The 18400-nt window shown below is 66.1% G+C and carries 15 protein-coding genes; 12 read left to right on the forward strand and 3 right to left on the reverse strand.

The features are described from left to right. The first annotated feature begins 100 nt into the window (after positions 1-100). A complete protein-coding gene (locus SGRAN_RS16440; RefSeq protein ID WP_067185487.1) occupies positions 101-1795 on the forward strand; it encodes a class I adenylate-forming enzyme family protein in 1695 nt (564 codons plus the stop codon). Between the two features lie 50 nt (positions 1796-1845). Here SGRAN_RS16440 and SGRAN_RS16445 read toward each other — a convergent pair whose 3' ends face one another. Continuing rightward, positions 1846-2625 (reverse strand): enoyl-CoA hydratase/isomerase family protein, encoded by a 780-nt coding sequence (locus SGRAN_RS16445; protein WP_067185489.1) that lies wholly within the window; start codon positions 2623-2625, stop codon positions 1846-1848. A 51-nt stretch (positions 2626-2676) separates the two neighbouring features. Continuing rightward, the gene (locus SGRAN_RS16450) at positions 2677-3423 is read right to left on the reverse strand and encodes a glucose 1-dehydrogenase (RefSeq protein ID WP_067185491.1); all 747 of its coding nucleotides are present in this window, start codon (positions 3421-3423) and stop codon (positions 2677-2679) included. 313 nt (positions 3424-3736) lie between these two features. Here SGRAN_RS16450 and SGRAN_RS16455 point away from each other — a divergent pair, with 313 nt between their 5' ends. From SGRAN_RS16455 to SGRAN_RS16475, 5 genes are all read left to right on the forward strand, one after another. After that, positions 3737-6208 carry a TonB-dependent receptor gene (locus SGRAN_RS16455; RefSeq protein WP_067185493.1) on the forward strand — a complete coding sequence of 824 codons (2472 nt, stop codon included), beginning with the start codon at positions 3737-3739 and terminating at the stop codon, positions 6206-6208. A gap of 107 nt (positions 6209-6315) precedes the next feature. Beyond that, positions 6316-7932 (forward strand): spinster family MFS transporter, encoded by a 1617-nt coding sequence (locus SGRAN_RS16460; RefSeq protein ID WP_067185494.1) that lies wholly within the window; start codon positions 6316-6318, stop codon positions 7930-7932. After that, on the forward strand, positions 7929-8357 hold the full coding sequence (locus SGRAN_RS16465) for an acyl-CoA thioesterase (protein ID WP_067185496.1): 429 nt from the start codon (positions 7929-7931) through the stop codon (positions 8355-8357). Before SGRAN_RS16460 ends, SGRAN_RS16465 begins: the two co-directional genes overlap by 4 nt. After that, complete coding sequence (locus SGRAN_RS16470; RefSeq protein ID WP_082737315.1) at positions 8354-10024, forward strand: class I adenylate-forming enzyme family protein; 1671 nt, start codon at positions 8354-8356, stop codon at positions 10022-10024. Before SGRAN_RS16465 ends, SGRAN_RS16470 begins: the two co-directional genes overlap by 4 nt. Continuing rightward, positions 10009-11088, forward strand: a complete 1080-nt coding sequence (locus SGRAN_RS16475; RefSeq protein WP_067185498.1) for a zinc-dependent alcohol dehydrogenase — start codon at positions 10009-10011, stop codon at positions 11086-11088. The genes SGRAN_RS16470 and SGRAN_RS16475 overlap by 16 nt, the downstream gene beginning before the upstream one ends. A gap of 33 nt (positions 11089-11121) precedes the next feature. On the opposite strand, the gene SGRAN_RS16480 is transcribed toward SGRAN_RS16475, so the two are convergent. Then, a complete protein-coding gene (locus SGRAN_RS16480) occupies positions 11122-11721 on the reverse strand; it encodes a TetR/AcrR family transcriptional regulator (RefSeq protein ID WP_067185499.1) in 600 nt (199 codons plus the stop codon). 252 nt (positions 11722-11973) lie between these two features. Here SGRAN_RS16480 and SGRAN_RS16485 point away from each other — a divergent pair, with 252 nt between their 5' ends. The 6 genes from SGRAN_RS16485 (at position 11974) to SGRAN_RS16510 (ending at position 18396) form a co-directional block, all read left to right on the forward strand. Then, positions 11974-13131, forward strand: a complete 1158-nt coding sequence (locus SGRAN_RS16485; protein WP_234180748.1) for an aromatic ring-hydroxylating oxygenase subunit alpha — start codon at positions 11974-11976, stop codon at positions 13129-13131. Positions 13132-13153: 22 nt separating this feature from the next. Continuing rightward, positions 13154-14218, forward strand: coding sequence for a Gfo/Idh/MocA family protein (locus SGRAN_RS16490; protein ID WP_067185502.1), 1065 nt, complete (start codon positions 13154-13156; stop codon positions 14216-14218). Positions 14219-14231: 13 nt separating this feature from the next. Further along, the gene (locus tag SGRAN_RS16495; RefSeq protein ID WP_067185504.1) at positions 14232-14801 is read left to right on the forward strand and encodes a nuclear transport factor 2 family protein; all 570 of its coding nucleotides are present in this window, start codon (positions 14232-14234) and stop codon (positions 14799-14801) included. Between the two features lie 121 nt (positions 14802-14922). Continuing rightward, complete coding sequence (locus SGRAN_RS16500) at positions 14923-16002, forward strand: LLM class flavin-dependent oxidoreductase (protein WP_067185506.1); 1080 nt, start codon at positions 14923-14925, stop codon at positions 16000-16002. 92 nt (positions 16003-16094) lie between these two features. Then, complete coding sequence (locus SGRAN_RS16505) at positions 16095-17351, forward strand: cytochrome P450 (protein ID WP_067185508.1); 1257 nt, start codon at positions 16095-16097, stop codon at positions 17349-17351. 58 nt (positions 17352-17409) lie between these two features. Beyond that, on the forward strand, positions 17410-18396 hold the full coding sequence (locus SGRAN_RS16510) for an NADPH:quinone oxidoreductase family protein (protein WP_067185509.1): 987 nt from the start codon (positions 17410-17412) through the stop codon (positions 18394-18396). The last annotated feature ends 4 nt before the right edge of the window (positions 18397-18400 follow it).

An 18400-nucleotide genomic window follows, 5' to 3' on the forward strand; every position in this document is an offset into this window, starting at 1 on the left:
CCGCCTCTCCTCGAACCAAAATCGCTCGCAACCGCTAAAGCCATTGCCATTAAACAAACGTTTGTTAAGATGATTCGAAGCAACGGTCAATGATAAGAGGATGACGAAGGTGAAACTTGCCGAAGAGCGCCGCACCGCGCTTGCCGCGCGCTTCCCGCGCTGGGAGCCGCTGACGCTGAGTGCACTGGCCGATCGGGTCACGGCCGAATATCCCGACCGCCCGCTGATCGTCACGGGCGACCGCGAGCTGACCTATTCCGACGTCCAGGCACGGAGCCGCCAGCTGGCGTCGGGGCTGATCGCGGCGGGCCTCGCGCCCGGCGAGCATGTGGCGCTGATCATGGCGAACTATCCCGAATATGCGGTGGCGAAGCTCGCGATCGCGCGCGCCGGTGCCGTCTGCATTCCCGTCAACTTCCTGCTGAGGGGCCGCGAGCTCGCTTATGTCCTCGGTCAGTCGGAGGCGGCGATGCTGATCACGATGGATAGCTTTCGCGGACATGATTATCTTGCCGACCTCGCCGCGATGGCAAGCGACCTTCCCCGCCTTCGCGAAACCTTCGCTTTCGAGACCGGGGCGGCCGGCGACGCAGCGGGGCTCGAACAACTCGCCGCGCGCGCAACAGCCGGCAGCGATGCCGAACGCGCGCGGCGCGAAGCCGCGTCCGACGGCCACGCATTGTCGGACATCATCTACACGTCGGGGACGACGGGCCGATCGAAGGGGGTCATGCTGACGCACGACATGATCCTGCGCGCCGCCTATTCGTCGGCACTCACCCGTTCGTTCGAGGACCGCCGGCGGATCCAGTTCGCGATGCCGATGTATCATGTGTTCGGCTATGTCGAATGCTTCGTCGCCGCGATGATCGTCGCGGGCTCCTTTGTTCCGCATGTGCTGTTCGACCCCGACGAGATGCTCGACTGGGCCGAACGCCTGCAGAGCAACGACATCGTCAGCGTGCCGATGATGACCCACCGCCTGCTCGACAGGGCGCGCGTGCGCGGCTTTCACGCACCGGCGCTGCGCGCCTATTTCAACAGCGGCGGGGTCAATGTCCCGACCGTCTGGAACGATATCCATGATGTGTTCGGCGTCCGCGAGATCCATACCGGCTACGGAATGACCGAGACCACCGCCTCCGCGGTCTGCACCCATACCGAAGATGACGAGAGCTGGTTCCTGCGTTCGAACGGCCGCATCAAGCTCGCGGGCGTCGCCGGCGATCCGGTACTCGGAGGCCGCATCGCCGAATATCGGGCGGTCGACCCGCAGACGGGCGAGGCGATGCCGGACGGGGAAAGCGGCGAACTCCAGGTCCGCGGTCCGGTTGTCACGCGCGGATATTTCAACAAGCCCGAAGAGACCGCCGAGGCGTTCACCGCGGACGGCTGGCTGCGCACCGGCGACATCGGCCATCTCACCGAGGGCGGCTGGCTCACGCTCACCGGGCGGATCAAGGAAAGCTACCGCTGCGGCGGCGAAATGGTCATGCCGCGCGAGATCGAGGAGCTGTTCGACAATCATCCGGGGATCGCGCAGGCCCTCGTCGTCGGAGTCCCCGATGCCAAGATGGGCGAAGTCGGCTGCCTTTGCCTCGTGCCCGAAAGCGCCGCACGCCTCGAAACAGAGACGCTGATCCGGTTTTGCGCCGAGCGGCTCGCGCGCTTCAAGGTTCCAAAGCATGTCCTGTGGCTCGCGGCAGAGGAGATCCCGATGACGGTCACCGGGCGCCCGCAGAAATTCCTGCTCGCCAAGATCGCCGCCGACCGCGTGAAGGAGACGGCGGGCTGACCGGGCCGCCGCCTCCCTCCGGCCGGGCCGCGCAAGGCGGACCGCCGCCCTTATGACTTGTCCATGCCGGCGAGCAGATCGATCGCCGCCAGCGCCTCGAGGCCAAGCCCGAGGCTGAGGCCTTCCTGCATCAGCCTCTTGTAGCGCTGGGTGAGCAGCACCCGCGAATAGCGCAGCGCAAGGTCGGTCTTCGCCGCGAACTGGGCAGCAATCGCCAACGCCCGGTCCACCACCTCCCCTTCCGGCAACAGCTCGCCGACAACGCCGGCCGCGAGCGCGTCGGCGGCCGAGAGCTCCTGGCCCATCAGGAGGAAATAGCGTCCGCGATTGGGGCCGAGGACGTGGGTCCAGACGACGTGCGCGCCGTCGCCGGGAACGATGCCGCCCATGAAATGCGGCGCGTCCTGGAACAGCGCCGTCTCTGACGCGATCACGATATCGGCGAGCACGGGGATTTCGGGATGGATGCGCGCGGGCCCGTTGATCGCGCTGATCACCGGGACCTCGATCGCGAGCAGATTGTCGAGCAGCTTGCGCCCGTCGTAGAATGTATGGTCCCACTCGGACGGGTTCGACAGGCTGAAGCTCGCGAAGTCGATCGTCTCGCACCAGACGCCGTCGGTTCCGGTCATCACGATCACGCGGTTTCCGCGATCGGCGCCGACCTCGGCGAAGCAATGGCCGAGCTCCTCATGGCTTTCCTCGGACCAGACGAACGGACCGCCGCCGGTGTGGAAGCGCATCAACAGCACGCCCGCCGCGTCGCGGCTCAAGGCGATATTGTTGTAGCGCTCGCGGTAGCTGTCGAAACGCGGCGAAAGTCGGCTCATGGCAACGTCCCTTCGTTGAGTGGGCCGCGCCGTCCCCGGCGCGGCCGCGGGTCAGAGCGCGGTCATGCCGCCGTCGATGATATGCTCGGCGCCGGTGATGAAGGAGGATTCGTCCGACGCGAGGAAGATCGCGAGGTTCGAAACCTCCTCGACTTCGGCAAGGCGGCCGAGCGGGATCATCTTGGTGGCCTCGCCGCCGCCCTCGTCGGTCGCCGCGGCCATCATCGGCGTCTTGATATAGCCGGGGTGGATCGAGTTGCAGCGAATGTTCTGGCGCCCGAACTCGACCGCGACCTGCTTGGTCATGCCGCGCACCGCGAACTTGCTCGCGACATAGGCGAGATTGGGCGCGCCGTAGATGGCGACGATGCCCGCGATCGACGAGATGTTGACGATCGAGCCGCCGCCCGCCTTCTGCATCGAGGGGATCACCGCCTGCATGCCGAGATAGACGCCGAGCTGGTTGACGTTGCACACCGCCTCGAAATCGCCTTGCGCGAAATCGAGCGTGCCGCCGATCTTGCCGAGCACGCCCGCATTGTTGACGAGGATGGTGACGGTTCCGAACGCGGCCTCGCCGCGCGCGACGACGTCGCGCCAGCCGGCGGCATCGGCGACATCATGATGGATATAAAGGGCGCTGTCGCCGAGGCTGTCCGCCAGCGCCTCGCCCGCGCTGTCGTTGAGGTCGGTCAGGATGACCTTGGCCCCTTCGCGAACGAAGGCCTGGGCGTGCGACGTGCCCATCCCCTGCGAGGCACCCGTGATGATCGCGACCTTGCCGCTCAGCCTGCCCATATCTCTTCTCCCAATGATTATCGAACCGGCCATTTCTGCGGAGTCGCAAAACAACCATTCGTTTTTTCATAGTCAACAACCTTGTTGATAGCAACTCTCGCGGCCGAACGCCAGCACTCATGCGGGTCCGTCGATGCCCGCTTCCTGCGTCATTATTAACGGAAATCAGCGGATTATGGCGATAGGGATGCTGCGAACGACAAGGCCCGAAACCGGTCGCCGGCGCCAAAACCGATCCAGCTTGACCTTCGGCGAGAATCGACTAAACAAACGATTGTTTGTGGACGTAGATCCGCGGTGGGAGAGGATTGTGATGAGAAACTTGCGTCTATGGCTTGCCGCTAGCGTGGCCCTCGGGGCGATCCAGCCCGCCCTCGCCCAGGAAGCCGCACCGGCTCCCGACGCTCCCGCAGCCGCCGAAACCGAAGACAGCGGTTCGGGCGACATCGTCGTCACCGCGCGCCGCAAGGACGAGCGGCTGATGGACGTGCCGGTGGTCGTGTCGGCGCTCAGCGCCGAGACCATCTCGCAATATAATTCCAACTCGCTCACCGCGATCGGCGAACTCACCCCGACCGTCATCGTCGGCGCCTATCGCGCCAATGGCGGCGGCACGATAGCGATCCGCGGCATCAGCTCGCCCGCCAACCAGACGGGTTTCGAGCAGGCCGTGTCGGTCGCGATCGACGGCGTCCAGACGAGCAACGGCCGCATTGCCCAGCTCGGCTTCTTCGACATCGAACAGGTCGAAGTCCTCAAGGGACCGCAGGCGCTCTTCTTCGGCAAGAACAGCCCGGCGGGCGTGATCTCGATCCGCACCGCGGGGCCCGGCAATGATTTCGAAGCGGGTGTGCGCGGTTCCTATGAGTTTGTCGCCGACGAAGCGACGATCGACGCCTTCATCTCGGGTCCGCTCACCGACCGCATCGGCGCGCGCCTTGCCATCCGTTACCGCAACCAGGACGGTTTCCTGCGCAACACCGCCGGACCGCTCACCAACCCCTTCTACAATCCGGCGACGGGCGCGCCGGCTGCGGCCGCCGCCTTCCCCGGCGCGTCGGACCGGCGTCCGGGCGAAGAGGAAATCATCGGCCGCGTCACGCTCGCCTTCGAGCCGACCGACAATTTCAAGGGCACGCTGCGCGTCTTCGGCGCGCATTCGACCGACTCCGGCGCCGGCGTCGCGACCCAGAATATCGGGCCCTGCACCGGCCCCAATCCGCGCGTGTCGGGGATCGCCGATCCTTATGGCGAGTGCGTGATCGACAATCGCACGACGGTCGGCGACCTGCCCTCGGTGGTCGCCGAGACCTTCCGCGGCACCGACTCGAACGGGCCGCAGAAGGGCGAACTCAACGCGATCGTCTCCTCGCTGTCGCTCGAATGGGATTTCGGGTCGATCTCGGTCGCCTCGCTCACCGGCTACAACAAGATGGGCTATGACACCTTCTCGGGCCTCGACCAGACGACCTATTCGCAGCTCGCCCAGGCCGAGAATCTCGACGCCAAGGAGTTCAGCCAGGAACTGCGCCTGTCGAGCCAGTTCGACGGACCGCTCAACTTCGTCGTCGGCGCCTATTACCAGAACACCTCGCTCAGTTCCTATTCGGACACGATGCTGAGCCTCGGCAATTATAACGCCGCCGCGGGCCGCTACACCTCGTTCGAGACGCTCGCCAAGCAGAAGGGCAACACCTATTCGGCGTTCGGCCAGCTGCTCTGGGACATCACCCCCGAACTTGAACTCGCGGGCGGAGCGCGCTGGACGCGCGAGACCAAGAAGTTCGACAAGTTCAATCTCTACGGCATCGGGGCCTTCAACAATGCGGCGACCGTCTATCCGGGATCGGACACGCCGGGTCATCTGAAGGGCGATTTCGAGGACGAGAATGTCTCGCCCGAAGTCACGCTGAACTGGCGCCCGGACTCGAACCACACGATCTTCGCCGCCTATCGGACCGGCTTCAAGTCGGGGGGCTTCGGCCTCACCAACCCGCTGTCGACCGCCACACGGATCGGCGACGTCGACTTCGGCTCGGAAAAGGCGCGCGGCTTCGAACTCGGCGCCCGCCTGATCGGGCTTGACGGCCGGCTCAACATGAGCGCGGCGCTGTTCAACTATAAATTCTCGGATCTTCAGGTGAATACCTATGATCCCGCGCGCATTTCCTACACGATCAACAATGCGGGCGCGGTCAAGCAGCGCGGCTTCGAACTCGACGCCAATTTCCGCGTTACCCCCGAGCTGACCATCCATGGCGCGGTCGCCTATGTGCGCAATCGCTTCAACGACTTCACCGGCCAATGCTATTCCTATACCTTCCCGACCGGCACGACGCGCGCCACCGCGGTGCCGCCGCCGAACTGTTCGTTCGTCAACACCACGGCGCTCACGCTCCAGCAGGTCTATGATGGCCGCGCGCCTGCCCGTTCGCCCGACTGGGCGGGCAATGCGGGCGCCAAACTCGCCCTGCCCGTCTCGAACGATCACGAGATCCGGATCACCGGCGACGCCTATTACAGCGGCAGCTATTTCGCCGCCGATACGCTGGCACCGCCGACCGAGCAGAAGAGCTTCTGGCGCCTCAACGCCAGCATCACCTTCGCCGAGGTCGACGACCGCTGGACGGTGGGACTCATCGGACGCAACCTCACCAACAAATATTATCTGCTCTATGCCGCCGACCGCACCGGCGGCGCCGGGGTCCCGGGTATGATCGGCGAACAGCGCGGCGTCGTCTCGCGCGGCCGCGAAGTGTCGCTGCAGGCAAGCTTCCACTTCTAGCGGGAGCAAGACGGTCCGCCTGGGGGCTGGCGGACCGTCTTCGACAAGCGGGGGACAGATACGCAAGCTGCGGCACGGGCACCGCGGCATCGATGGGATAATAAGATATGGCCACCAGCGCCGCCGTGCTGAAAGATGTTCCCCGCGAAGGCGGCCTTTATCGCTGGTATGTCCTCGGCGTCCTGATGCTCATCTATGCGATGAACTTCATCGACCGCCAGATCGTCACCATCCTCGCGCCCTATCTGAAAGCCGACCTCGATCTCACCGACGCGCAGATCGGTCTCCTCTACGGCACCGCCTTCGCGATGTTCTATGCCCTGTTCGGCATCCCGCTCGCGAAACTCGCCGACGGCTGGAGCCGGGTGAAGACGCTGTCGATCGGGCTCGCCTTCTGGTCGTCGATGACGGCGCTTTCGGGCCTATCGAGCAATTTCGTCCAGCTCGGCGCCGCGCGGCTCGGGGTCGGGATCGGCGAGGCCAGCGGCTCGCCTGCCGCGGTGTCGCTCCTTGCCGACTATTTCCCCAAGCGCATCCGCGCCTCGGTCTTCGCGCTCTACACGACGGGCATGTATCTCGGGCTTGGCCTGTCGCTGATGATCGGCGGCTATGTCGTCGCGACCTGGCCCGGCAGCTTCGGGCTCGCGGGCTGGCAGGCGGCTTTCATCATTGTCGGCCTGCCCGGCATCCTGCTCGGTGCGATCGTCTATCTCACGATCCGCGAGCCGGTCCGCGGCGCGCTCGACGGACTGCCGCAGCCCGGCAGCCCGCATCCGTTCCGCGACGTGTTCGTCGAGGCGGCGACGATGTTCCCGCCATGGAGCGTCGGCTCGCTGAAGAAGCTCGGCGCAAGCCCGGCGCTCGTTCGCGCCAATCTCGGCGCCCTCGCTTTCGTGACCCTCATGATCGCACTTCTGACCCTGGGCTCGGAAGCGATCCTGCCGCCCGACCGCCGCCCGGTCGTCTTTTCGATCGGCGATTTCGACGTCACGAGCAGCCTCATCCAGTGGCTCGCGATCGGGATCGGCGCCTATGCGGCGACAAGCTGGATCCAGGCCATTCGCCTCCGCGATCCGATCGCGTTCGCGCTCACCGTCGGCGCGCCCGCCTATCGCACCATGGCCGCGGCGGGCGGCATTCTCGGTATCTACACCTATGCGATCGGCGCCTTCGTCTTCCTCTATGGCTCGCAATTCCTGGCCATGGGCCCCGAAGCGGGATTCACGCTCGGCGCGATTTCGGCAATCGCCGGTGCGAGCGGGACCGCGATCGGCGGCACGCTCGGCGACATCATCAAGCGCCGTTATCCAGCGGGCCGCATGTATCTCCTGTTCGCGGCGCTGCTCGGGTTCACCGCACTGACCTTCGTCCAATTCAACACCGGCGACCGCCAGACCTTCTTCGTCACCTATTTCTTCGCGCTGTTGCTGCTCACCGTCTGGCCACCGATCATGCTCGCGACCGCGCAGGATCTTGTCATTCCGCGCCTTCGCGGCGTCGGGTTCGCGGTGCAGACGCTCGCGAGCAGCCTCGTCGGGCTTGGTCTCGGTCCCTATATGGTCGGGCTGATCAGCGACGCGACGGGCGATCTTAGGCTCGCGATCCTCTCGCTCTTCGCGCTGATGCCGATCCTGCTCCTGCTCGTCTGGCGCTGCGCGCGCGTTCTCCCCGAGAGCGAGCGGACGGTCGTCGAGCGCGCGCGGGCCGCAGGAGAGGCGCTGTGACCGCGCCCGAAAGGATCGAGGATTATCCAGTCCGGATCAGCGAGAAGGTGCGCTACAGCGATACCGACCGGCAGGGCCATGTGAACAATGTGCTGTTCGCCTTCTTCTTCGAGGCGGGCCGTGTCGATGTCCTCTTCATGCGCGGGAGCTCGCCCCCCGATCACTGCGCCTATGTGCTCGCGCGCTCGACGATCGACTTTCTCGACGAGCTGCACTGGCCGGGCGATGTCGAGATCGGGACGCGGATCGAGAAGCTCGGCGGCAGCTCGATCAGCATCCGGCAGGTCCTGTTCCAGGGCGGGCGCTGCGCCGCGACCTCGGACAGCGTGATGGTGCAGGTCGACCGGCCGAGCCGCAAGGCCTGTCCGCTTTCCGACGAGGCGCGCACGATCCTCGGGCAAATGGCCGCCCCGGCGGCCGCATGAGGCTCGCGGCGCCCGAGATCCGGCGTGCCGCGCTCGAAGCGCGCCATGGCCCCTGGGCCTATCGCAGCCTCGCCGCCCTGTTCGAGGAAGTGGCCGCAGACTATCCCGAGCGGCCGTTCGTGATGACCGCCACCGCGGTCGAGACCTATGGCGCCATGCTCGACCGGTCGCGGCGCACCGCCGCGATGCTCGCCGCCCACGGGATCGGGGCCGGAGACCATGTCGCGATCCTGCTACCCAATGGCATCGCCTTCGTCGCGGTGAAGCTTGCCATCGCGCGCCTCGGCGCGGTCGCGGTGCCGCTCAACTTCAACCTGCAGCGGGACGAACTCGCGTATGTGATCGGCCAGTCGGATGCGCGGGCGCTCGTCGCGATCGACGGATTTCGCGGCCGCGACTATATCGCCGATCTCGAGGCGATCCTTCGCCCCGGCTTCCCGGTCTTCGTCGATTGCGCCGCAGGCGCGCTGCACCGCTGGCACGCGCTGGACGACTGGGAGCGCCACGCGCCGGCGCGCGGAGCGATCGCGGCGCGCCCCGCCGATCTCTCCGATATCATCTACACCTCGGGAACCACGGGCTCGCCCAAAGGCGTGATGCTGACCCACGATATGGTTCTGCGCACCGCTTATGCCAGCGCGCGCGTGCGCGCTTTCGAGGATGGAAGGCGCCTGATCTTCGCCGCGCCCATGTATCATGTGCACGGGCTCGTCGAATGCCTCGTCGCCGCGCTGTTCGCGGGCGGCGCGGTCATCCCGCAGGACCGTTTCGATGCCGCCGAGCTGCTCGCGCTCGCGGTGCGCCACGAGGCGAACGAGATCAGCGGCGTTCCGACGCTGACCGAGAAGCTGCTCGATGCCGCGCGCGGGACGGACTTCGTCTGCCCAAGCCTCGCCTGCGTCTTCAGCACCGGCGGCATGCACCGCGAGACGATCTGGGAGGAGTTTCGATCCATCTTGGGGGCGCGCGAGATCGTCACCGGCTATGGAATGACCGAAACCACCGCCTCGACGACCTGCACGCTCCCCGAAGAACCGATCGCGCGCGTCATGACGGGGAACGGGCGGTTCAAGGATGCAGGCGCGGCCGCCCCTCCGAGCAGTCCCTGGCTCGCCGAATATCGGGTCGTCGACGCCGAGAGCGGCGGCGAGCTGCCACCCGGCACCAATGGCGAACTCCTCGTCCGCGGCCCCGGCGTGACGCATGGCTATTACAAAAAGCCCGAAGAGACCGCCGCGGCCTTCGCGTCCGACGGCTGGCTGCGGGTCGGCGACATCGGACGCGTCGATGCCAAGGGCTATCTCACCCTCGCCGGCCGCTCGAAGGACGTCTATCGCTGCGGCGGCGAGACGGTGATGCCGCGCGAGATCGAGGCGCTGCTCGAAACGCATGGCCAGGTGCGCGAGGCGCATGTCGTCGCGATTGCCGACGACCGCATGGGCGAGGTCGGCTGCGCCTGCGTCGTCGCGACCGAAGTCCCGCCCTCTGCGGCGGCGCTGATCGCGCTCTGCGAAAGCAAGCTCGCGCGCTTCAAGGTGCCGCGCCATATCCTCTTCTTCGAGGCGGGAGAGATCCCGGTCACGCCGACCGGCCGCGCGAAGAAATTCCAGCTCGCCGAAATGGCGCGCGAACGGCTCGGCCTGGAGGCGACATGCGCGCAGTCGTAAGCCACGGCAAAAAAGACTTCCGGATCGAGAGCCGCGCCGATCCGCGCCCCGGCACGGGCGAGGTGCTGGTGCGGCCGCTGTTCAATGGCCTCTGTTTCACCGACAAGCATCTCTTCGACGGCCATGTCGAGCGTGCCGCCGACATCGTCATCGGCCATGAGTTCAGCGCCGAGATCGTGGCGCTCGGCGATAGGGTCGACGACTGGAGGCCGGGCGACCACGTCTCGGTCGACCCGCGCATCCGCTGCGGGACCTGCCTCGCCTGCCGCGCCGGTCTCGAGACGCTCTGTCCCGATGGCGGCTTCCTTGGGGTTCGCGGCGCCGACGGCGGCCTGGCCGATCTCTGCGTCGCACCCGCTTATGGTCTCTACCGACTGCCGGAGGCCGTCTCGCCGCTCCAGGCTGCCTGCGTCGAGGCCGCCTGCTGCGCGACGCGCGCGCTGCGCTCGGGCGCGATCGTGCCGGGTGACAATGTCGTCCTGCTCGGTCTCGACGACTATAATCTCTTCGTGGCGCAGTGGCTGAAAGCCCAGGGCGGGCTCGTGATCGGCGTCGACGGCGCGTCGGTCCGCCGCGAGGCGGCGCGCGGTTTCGGCGCCGCCACCTGCCTCGATCCTTCCAGCGATAATATCGTCCGCGCGGTGCGCGCCGCGATGCCGTTCGGCGCCGATGTCGTCGTCGTGGCGCTCGAGGATTATGCACCCGCGGCCACCGACTATCTGGCGCTGGCGCACCGTCTCGCGCGCATCCAGGGTACCGTGATCCTGATCCGCGCCTATGGCGCCGAGCCCTTCGCGCGCATCCAGCCTTCGACTGCCTGGCTCAAGGAGCTGACGATCCGCCACTTCGGCAATTTCTTCGGCAATGAGCCCGCGCGCGGCGGGCGCGATCGCGGCGACTGGCAGGTGACGCTCGACGCGATCGGCCGCGGCATCCTCGCCGCGCCGCCGCCGCAGACCGAGCTGGTCCCCTTCAGCGCCCTCAAGACCGCCGGCGATATCGGCGCGCTGTTCGACGGGCTTCCCGGATCGGCGGCGAAGATCGTCGTCGATATGGCGGACTAGGCCATGACGATCGCGCGCTTGCCGTTCGCGGTGTCAGCCTTTGAACATCAGGCTGCGCAGCAGCATGTTCGCCATCATGTCGCCGATTTCGGCGGGACTCGCCGTCCCCTTCGGCGAATACCATTCGGGGGTCCAGTTGAGCGCGCCGAGGATCGTCAGCACCGCGATCCTCACATTCAGGCTCTGATCGAACACACCCTCGGCGATGCCGTCCTCGAGGATGCGAATGAAGGCCCGCTCATAGCGCTGACGCTTGGCGATCGCCGCCTCGCGATAATCGTCGCCGAGAAAGCGCCACTGATGGAAGACGACGAGCGAGCGCTCGGGATTCTCGGTGACGACGATGATATGCGCGCGGATCGCATCGCGCAGCCGCATGCCCGCCGATCCCTCGGCCGCGGCGATCGGCTCGACCGCTTCGAGGAAATGATTGATCCCGGTCTCGACGATCTCGACGAGCAGCGTCTCCTTGCTGTCGATATGCGCATAGAGGCTCCCGGGCAGGACGCCGAAGGCCTTGGCGATATCACGCATCGAGGTGCCCGTATAACCCTGGCTGCCGAACAGCCGGACGGCGATGTCGAGGATCGACGACCGCGGCGTCGATGGGGATATTGCTGGAGCCGTGCCCATGGGAAGTATCTGTTGCCTAATCCTGGTCGCGCCCCGATGTCGGAGGCACGCAATTGCCGTACATCCGTTCCGATTACTACCGAAGGCGCCCCAACGGCAAGCCGCGCGCGCAAAGCGATTTCAATCGCACCAGCGCGCGTTGGCGGCCGCCACTTCCGTGCTAGGGTGAACGGATTGCCGAAGGCCTTATTGTGTCCTCGGCCCGATCGCGCTATGCGAATAAAACAACTGTTTGTTTGAGGATCGATGACAATGGCCAGCACGAGCGAAAGCGCGACCGAGGAGCAGCATCTCGCAAGCGAGGCCGCGCGGGCCTTCCCCACCCCGGCCGAGGAGCAATATCCGCTGCCGCCAAGCGTGGTCGATGCCAAAAACTATACCGATCCGGCGCTGTTCGACCGCGAAATGAAGGCGGTCTTCCACAAGAGCTGGTTCCCCGCCTGCCCGTCGGTCGATCTCAAGGAGCCGCGCGACTATGTGGTTTGGGACCGGCTCGGCCAGTCGATCGTCATCTCGCGGCTCGACGACGGCTCGGTCTCGGCGTGGCACAATGTCTGCCAGCATCGCGGCGCGCGGCTGCTCAAGGAGTCGGGCTCGTGCAAGGGCGGCCGCTTCGCCTGCCCCTGGCACGGTTTCCAATATGATCTCAGCGGCAAGGTGAAGATGGTGCCGCTCAAGGGCTCGTTCGAGGCCGAACGGCTCGAGGACCTCCGCGCGCCCGCGGTGCGGGTCAAGGAATGGGGCAGTTTTGTGTGGATCTGCCTCTCCGACGAGGTGCCCGACCTTCTTCCCTATCTGGGGACGATCGGCGAGGAACTGAGCTTCTACGGTCTCGAGAATTTCGAGACGCGCTACCGCTTCACGCTCGAGCTCAACGCGAACTGGAAGATGGTCGTCGATGCCTTCAACGAGACCTGGCACGTCCCCTTCACCCATCCGCGCACCCTCGGCAAGCTCGTCCACTGGCGCGACGCGCATTTGCGCATAGCCAATCCCCATAGCTGGATGACGCTGCCGCTCGAAGGCTTCACCGACCGGATGGGCGATGTCGACCACCGGCTGAAGAACATCTGCCACTATCTCGCTTTCCCGAACACGATCTTCAGCTGCTTCCCGACACATTTGCAGAGCTGGAACATCTGGCCGGTCAGTGTCGACAAGACCTTGTTCACCGCCTGGGGCGTCGTCGGTCCGACCCCCGAGGGTCTGCGCGACGAGGAATGGCAGGCGCAGAATGACCGCGACTGGAAGCATTTCTGCGCGGTCTCGGCCGAAGATGCCGAGGTCCTCAACGACTGGGGCACCGTGTCGCAGTCGCTCGGCGCGAGCCAATATATGTTCAACACCGCCGAGAGCCGGCTGACCGCCTTCCATGCCGAGGTCGCGCGCCGCGTCGCCCTCGAACAGTGATGGCCGCGCGCGAGTATCGGCAATGAGCCGCATCGGCGTCGGCATTATCGGGCTCAGCGCCGGCGCAGGCTGGGCGGCGCGCTCGCATCTCCCCGCGCTGCGCGCGCTCGGCGACCGGTTCGCGATCACCGCGGTCGCGGGCTCGTCGCCCGAGCGCTCGCGCGCCGCTGCGAGCGACTATGCTATCCCCTTTGCGGCGGATTCGGCCGATGCGCTGGCCGCGCACGCCGACGTCGACCTCGTCGTCGTCGCGGTGAAGGTCCCCGAGCACCGCCGGCTCGTCGAAGCGGCGCTTGCCGCGGGCAAGGCGGTGCTGTGCGAATGGCCGCTCGCGGTCGATGCCGCCGAGGCCGATCGTCTCGCCCGCGCCGCGGCAGACGCCCGCATAAAGACCTTCGTCGGGCTCCAGGCGCGCGGCACGGCAGCGGTGCAGCGCCTTGCCCAGCTGATAGCCGACGGCGCGATCGGCGATATCCTCGCCTCGAACATCAGCGCGGCGGTCGGTGTGCCATGGGCCGGCGTCACCGACAGCAGCCGCACCTATCTCAATCGCACCGCCTCGGGTGCGACGATGCTCACCATTCCCTTCGGCCATTGTCTCGATGCCATGACCTTGGTGCTCGGCGATTATGCGCAGTGGAGCGCCGAGCTTGTCACGCGCCGCACCGAGACGCTCGTCAAGGACGAGGGGGTGATAATCCCGACCGACGTCGCCGACCAGATCATGGTCGCGGGCCGCCTCGCGAGCGGCGCCGCCGCCTCGCTCCACTACCGTGGCGGTCTGTCGGCGGCGGGCAATTTCCGCTGGGAGATCAACGGCACCAAGGGGGATATCCTCGTCACCGGCGGCGATGGCCATCTGCAATATGGGCTGGTCGAGATCGCGCTCGCAAAGACCGGCAAGGCTCTCGCGCCGCTCGCCCTTCCCGCCGACCCGCTGCCGCCGCATGCGCGCGCGATCGCCGCGCAATATCGGGCGATCCACGCCGCGCTTGCGGGCGCGCCCTCTACCGTTCCGGACTTCGCCCATGCCGCCGCGCTGCACCACAAGCTCGGCGCGATCGCCGCCAAGGGCACCGCCAGCTGACAGGAGCCGACATATGGACACCGACTTCGAGACGATGGTTCGCACCCTCTGGGACCGGCAGCAGATCCACGATTGCCTCATGACCTATTCGCGCGCGGTCGACCGTCTCGACCGCGAACTCCTGCTTTCGGTCTATCATGACGATGCGATCGACGATCATGGCGTCTTCGTCGGCAGCCCGGTCGAGTTCGCCGACTGGGTGATCGACATGCACAGCCGCGCGCATCTCTCGCATCAGCATTGCCAGTTCAATTCGACGATCGAGCTCGACGGCGACACCGCCCATGCCGAGACCTATTATATGTTCGTCGGCCTCAACCGCGCCGGCACTCCGCTTGCCAGGTCGGGCGGGCGTTATATCGACCGCCTCGAAAAGCGCGACGGCCGCTGGGCCATCGCCGCGCGCCTCTGCTTGCGCGACTGGGCGCCGCTCACCGAGATTCCGGAAACGCTCGACCAATCGACCCTGACCGTCGTCGCGCTCGACGAAGCGACGCGGGCGCGGATGCGCGCCGGACCGCAGCCCGCGCGCGATCGCTCGGACCCCAGCTACGCGCGCCCGCTCCCCATCTCGCTGCCTTGAAATTATCTGTCAGCACCGGTGTTGACGCTCCACCCAAGCCCCGTTATCAACACTCTCGTTGACTACGCGAACACAAGCTCTCGCGAGTCCCGACACGATGCCTGGAGAGAGGATCAGCGGCATGGACTGCGGAATATTTCATACCCCCTATAATTTGCCGAACCGGTCGCCCAAGCAGCTCTTCGAATGGTCGCTCGACATGGCGCGGACCGCCGACGAGGCCGGTTTTCGCGACTTCCTGATCGGCGAGCATTTCACGCTGGCCCGCGAAAATATCCCCTGCCCCGATTCGGTGATCGCGGCGGCGGCGACGATGACCGAAACGCTGCGCTTCGCGCCGATGGCGCATCTCCTGCCCTATCACGATCCCGCCACCCTCGCGGTGCGCGTCGCCTGGCTGAGCCGTGTTCTCGAGGATCGCTATTATCTCGGCGTCGCGCCGGGGGGCCACCACACCGACGCCATCCTCCACGGCTATGACGGCATCGCACCGTTGCCGCCGCGCCAGCTCGAAGCGCTCCACCTGATGGAACGCGTCTGGAAGAACGAGCCGTTCCAGGAGATCGGCGAATATTTTCAGGCGGGTTTCCCGGGACCCGACAATATGCCCGGCTATCATGTCGAGATCGCGGATTCGACGCCCTGGCCGGGCATGGAGATTGCGGTGACCGGTCTCTCGGCCAATTCGAACTCGATGAAGTTCGCGGGAGAGCGCAACTATACGCCGATCTCCTTCTTCGGCGGCACCGAGCAGATGCGCCTCCATTATGAAACCTGGGCCGCGGCGATGGAATCGAAGGGCCACACGCCCGAGCGCAAGCGTTTCTCGATCTGCCGCGAGGTCTTCGTCGCCGATACCGACGCCGAGGCAAAACGCCTCGCGCTCAAGAGCGGCATGGCCGAGAGCTGGGAGCATTATCTCTTCCCCATCTACAAGAAGTTCAATCTCTTCCCCGGCATCATCGCGGACTCGGGCAAGGATCTCTCGCCCGACGACCTCGACATGGATTTCCTTGCCGATCATGTCTGGCTCTGCGGCTCGCCCGAAACGGTGGCCGAGAAGATTGCTTGGGTGGTCGAGAAGGCCGGCAGCTTTGGCCAGCTATGCGTCAATTCGCACGACAGCATCGACGATCCCGAGCCGACCCGCGAGTCGCTCCGCCGGTTGTCGCAGGAGGTGATGCCGCTGCTCGACAAATAAGGGGGGACCCGGCGGGGCCGCGAGGTCCCGCCGCGGTTTTTGGCCCGCAAGACGGCTTGCTGCGGCAGGCCAGGTAATTGGGAGACGCCGAGATGGCAACCGAAGCACCCGCAACCGACGACCGTGCACGCACCGAACGGCCGCCGCACGTCCCGGCCGACCGGGTCTATGAGATCGACATGTACAAGCCCGACGGCATCGAGACCGAGGGCTATCTCAAATCGTGGAAGACGCTGCAGGACAAGGATTTGCCGGGCCTCGTCTGGTCGCCGTTCAACGGCGGCCACTGGGTCGCGACGCGCGGCGCGCTGATCAGCGAAATCTACAAGGATCCCGAGCGCTTTTCGAGCCAGGTTCTCTTCATCCCGAAAGCCGCTGGCGAGGCCTATTCGATGGTCCCCTCGAAGATGGATCCGCCCGAGCATCGCTCGTACCGCGAAGTCGTCGACCGCGGCCTCAACCTTCGTTCGATCCGCGAACGCGAGCCGCAGGTCCGTGCGATCGCGGTCGAGCTGCTCGATTCCTTCGCGAAGCGCGGCCATTGCGATTTCGGGAAGGACTTTTCGGACGAGTTCCCGATCCGCGTCTTCATGGCGATCGCCGACCTGCCAATGGCCGACGCCCCGAAGCTCCGCGCCTTCGCCTCGGGCATGACGCGTCCCGGCGGCAACACGCCCGAGGAAATGGCCGCCAATCTCGACCGCGCGAACAAGAGCTTCTTCGACTATGTCGAAGTGCTGATCCAGGAGCGCCGCGGCAAGGGCGGCACCGACATCATCAGCCTGTGCATCCACAGCGAAATCGACGGCAAGCCGATGCCGCACCAGAAATTGCTCGGCATGATCTCGCTGCTCCTGCTCGCAGGTCTCGATTCGGTCACCAACTTCATGAACATGATGATGGATTTCCTCGCGCGGCACCCCGGCACCGTCCGCCAGCTCGCCGACAATCCGGCCGACATCAAGCGTGCGGTGGAGGAGATGTTCCGCCGCTTCCCGCTCGTGGCCGCGGCGCGGATGATCGCGCGCGACATCGAACTCGACGGTGTCGAACTCAAGGCGGGCGAAATGGTGCTCCTGCCGACCGCGCTCTCGGGCCTCGACGAGCGGCAGAATCCCGATCCCTGGAAGCTCGACGTCAAGCGCGGCCGCCCTGCCCATTCGACCTTCGGCGAAGGACCGCACCGCTGCGCAGGCCTGCATCTCGCGCGGCTCGAGACGACGATCCTTCTCGAGGAATGGATCCAGCGCATTCCCGAATTCCGTGCGAAGGCCGGATCCGAGCCGCATTATGAATCGGGCGTCGTCGCCTCGGTCGAGAATATTCATCTCGAATGGGATGTCGCTTGACGGGCCTTCCTCCCCAGCCCGCGAACGACGATCGCTCACCCCAGCCGCGCGGCCTGCCATGAAGGCGGTGATCTGCGAGGCCTATGGCCCGCCGAGCGAGCTCAAGGTCGCCGAAATGACGCCCGCACCGCTTGCCCCCGACTGCGTGCGGGTGCGGGTCGCCGCCGCGGGCATCAATTTCCCCGACACGCTGATCATCAAGGGCGGCTACCAGCTTCGCCCCGACTTCCCCTTCGCGCCGGGGTTCGAAGTGGCGGGGAGCATCGTCGAATGCGGCGCCGACGTTCGTGACCTGGCGCCCGGCGATTATGTCGTCGGGCTTACCGCCGCAGGTTATGGCGGCTTCGCCGAATATGCCGACGTCCGCGCCGCCGAGGCGGTTCGCGTCCCCGACAGCATCGACGAGATAACTGCCGCCGCCATCTATACCGCCTATGGCACCGCCTATCACGCCCTCGTCCAACGCGGCGGCGTGAAAGCGGGCGACTGGGTGGTGGTGCTGGGCGCGACGGGCGGCGTTGGTCTCGCCGCAGTCGATATCGCCTCGGCGCTCGGCGCCAAGGTCGTCGCGGTCGGCTCTTCGGAAGAGAAGCTAGCGCTCGCCAGCAAGGCGGGGGCGTCGGCGACGCTCGTCTACCGCGAGGGACAGCTGTCTGCCGATGTCCGCGCAGCGACCGGCGGCGCCGCCGACATCTGCATCGACCTCGTCGGCGGATCGGCCTTCACCGAAATGACGCGCGCGATGGCTTGGGAGGGCCGGCTCCTCGTCATTGGCTTCACCAGCGGCGAAATCCCGTCGCTCGCGGTCAACCTGCTTCTGCTCAAGGGCTTTTCGGCGGTCGGCGTCTATTGGGGCCGGTTCGCCGAACGCGATCCCGAGGGCAACGCACGCAACTTCGCGCATCTCTGGGAGCTGCTCGCGTCCCGGCAAATCGCGCCGCACATCCATCGCGTGTTGCCGATGGAGCGGGCGGCCGAAGCGCTCGACGAGCTTCTGGCCCGCAAGGTCGCCGGCAAACTCGTCCTCGCGCCGTTTGGCACCTGACAGG

Origin of the sequence: Sphingopyxis granuli (assembly GCF_001559015.1) — a bacterium.
Lineage (GTDB): Bacteria > Pseudomonadota > Alphaproteobacteria > Sphingomonadales > Sphingomonadaceae > Sphingopyxis > Sphingopyxis granuli.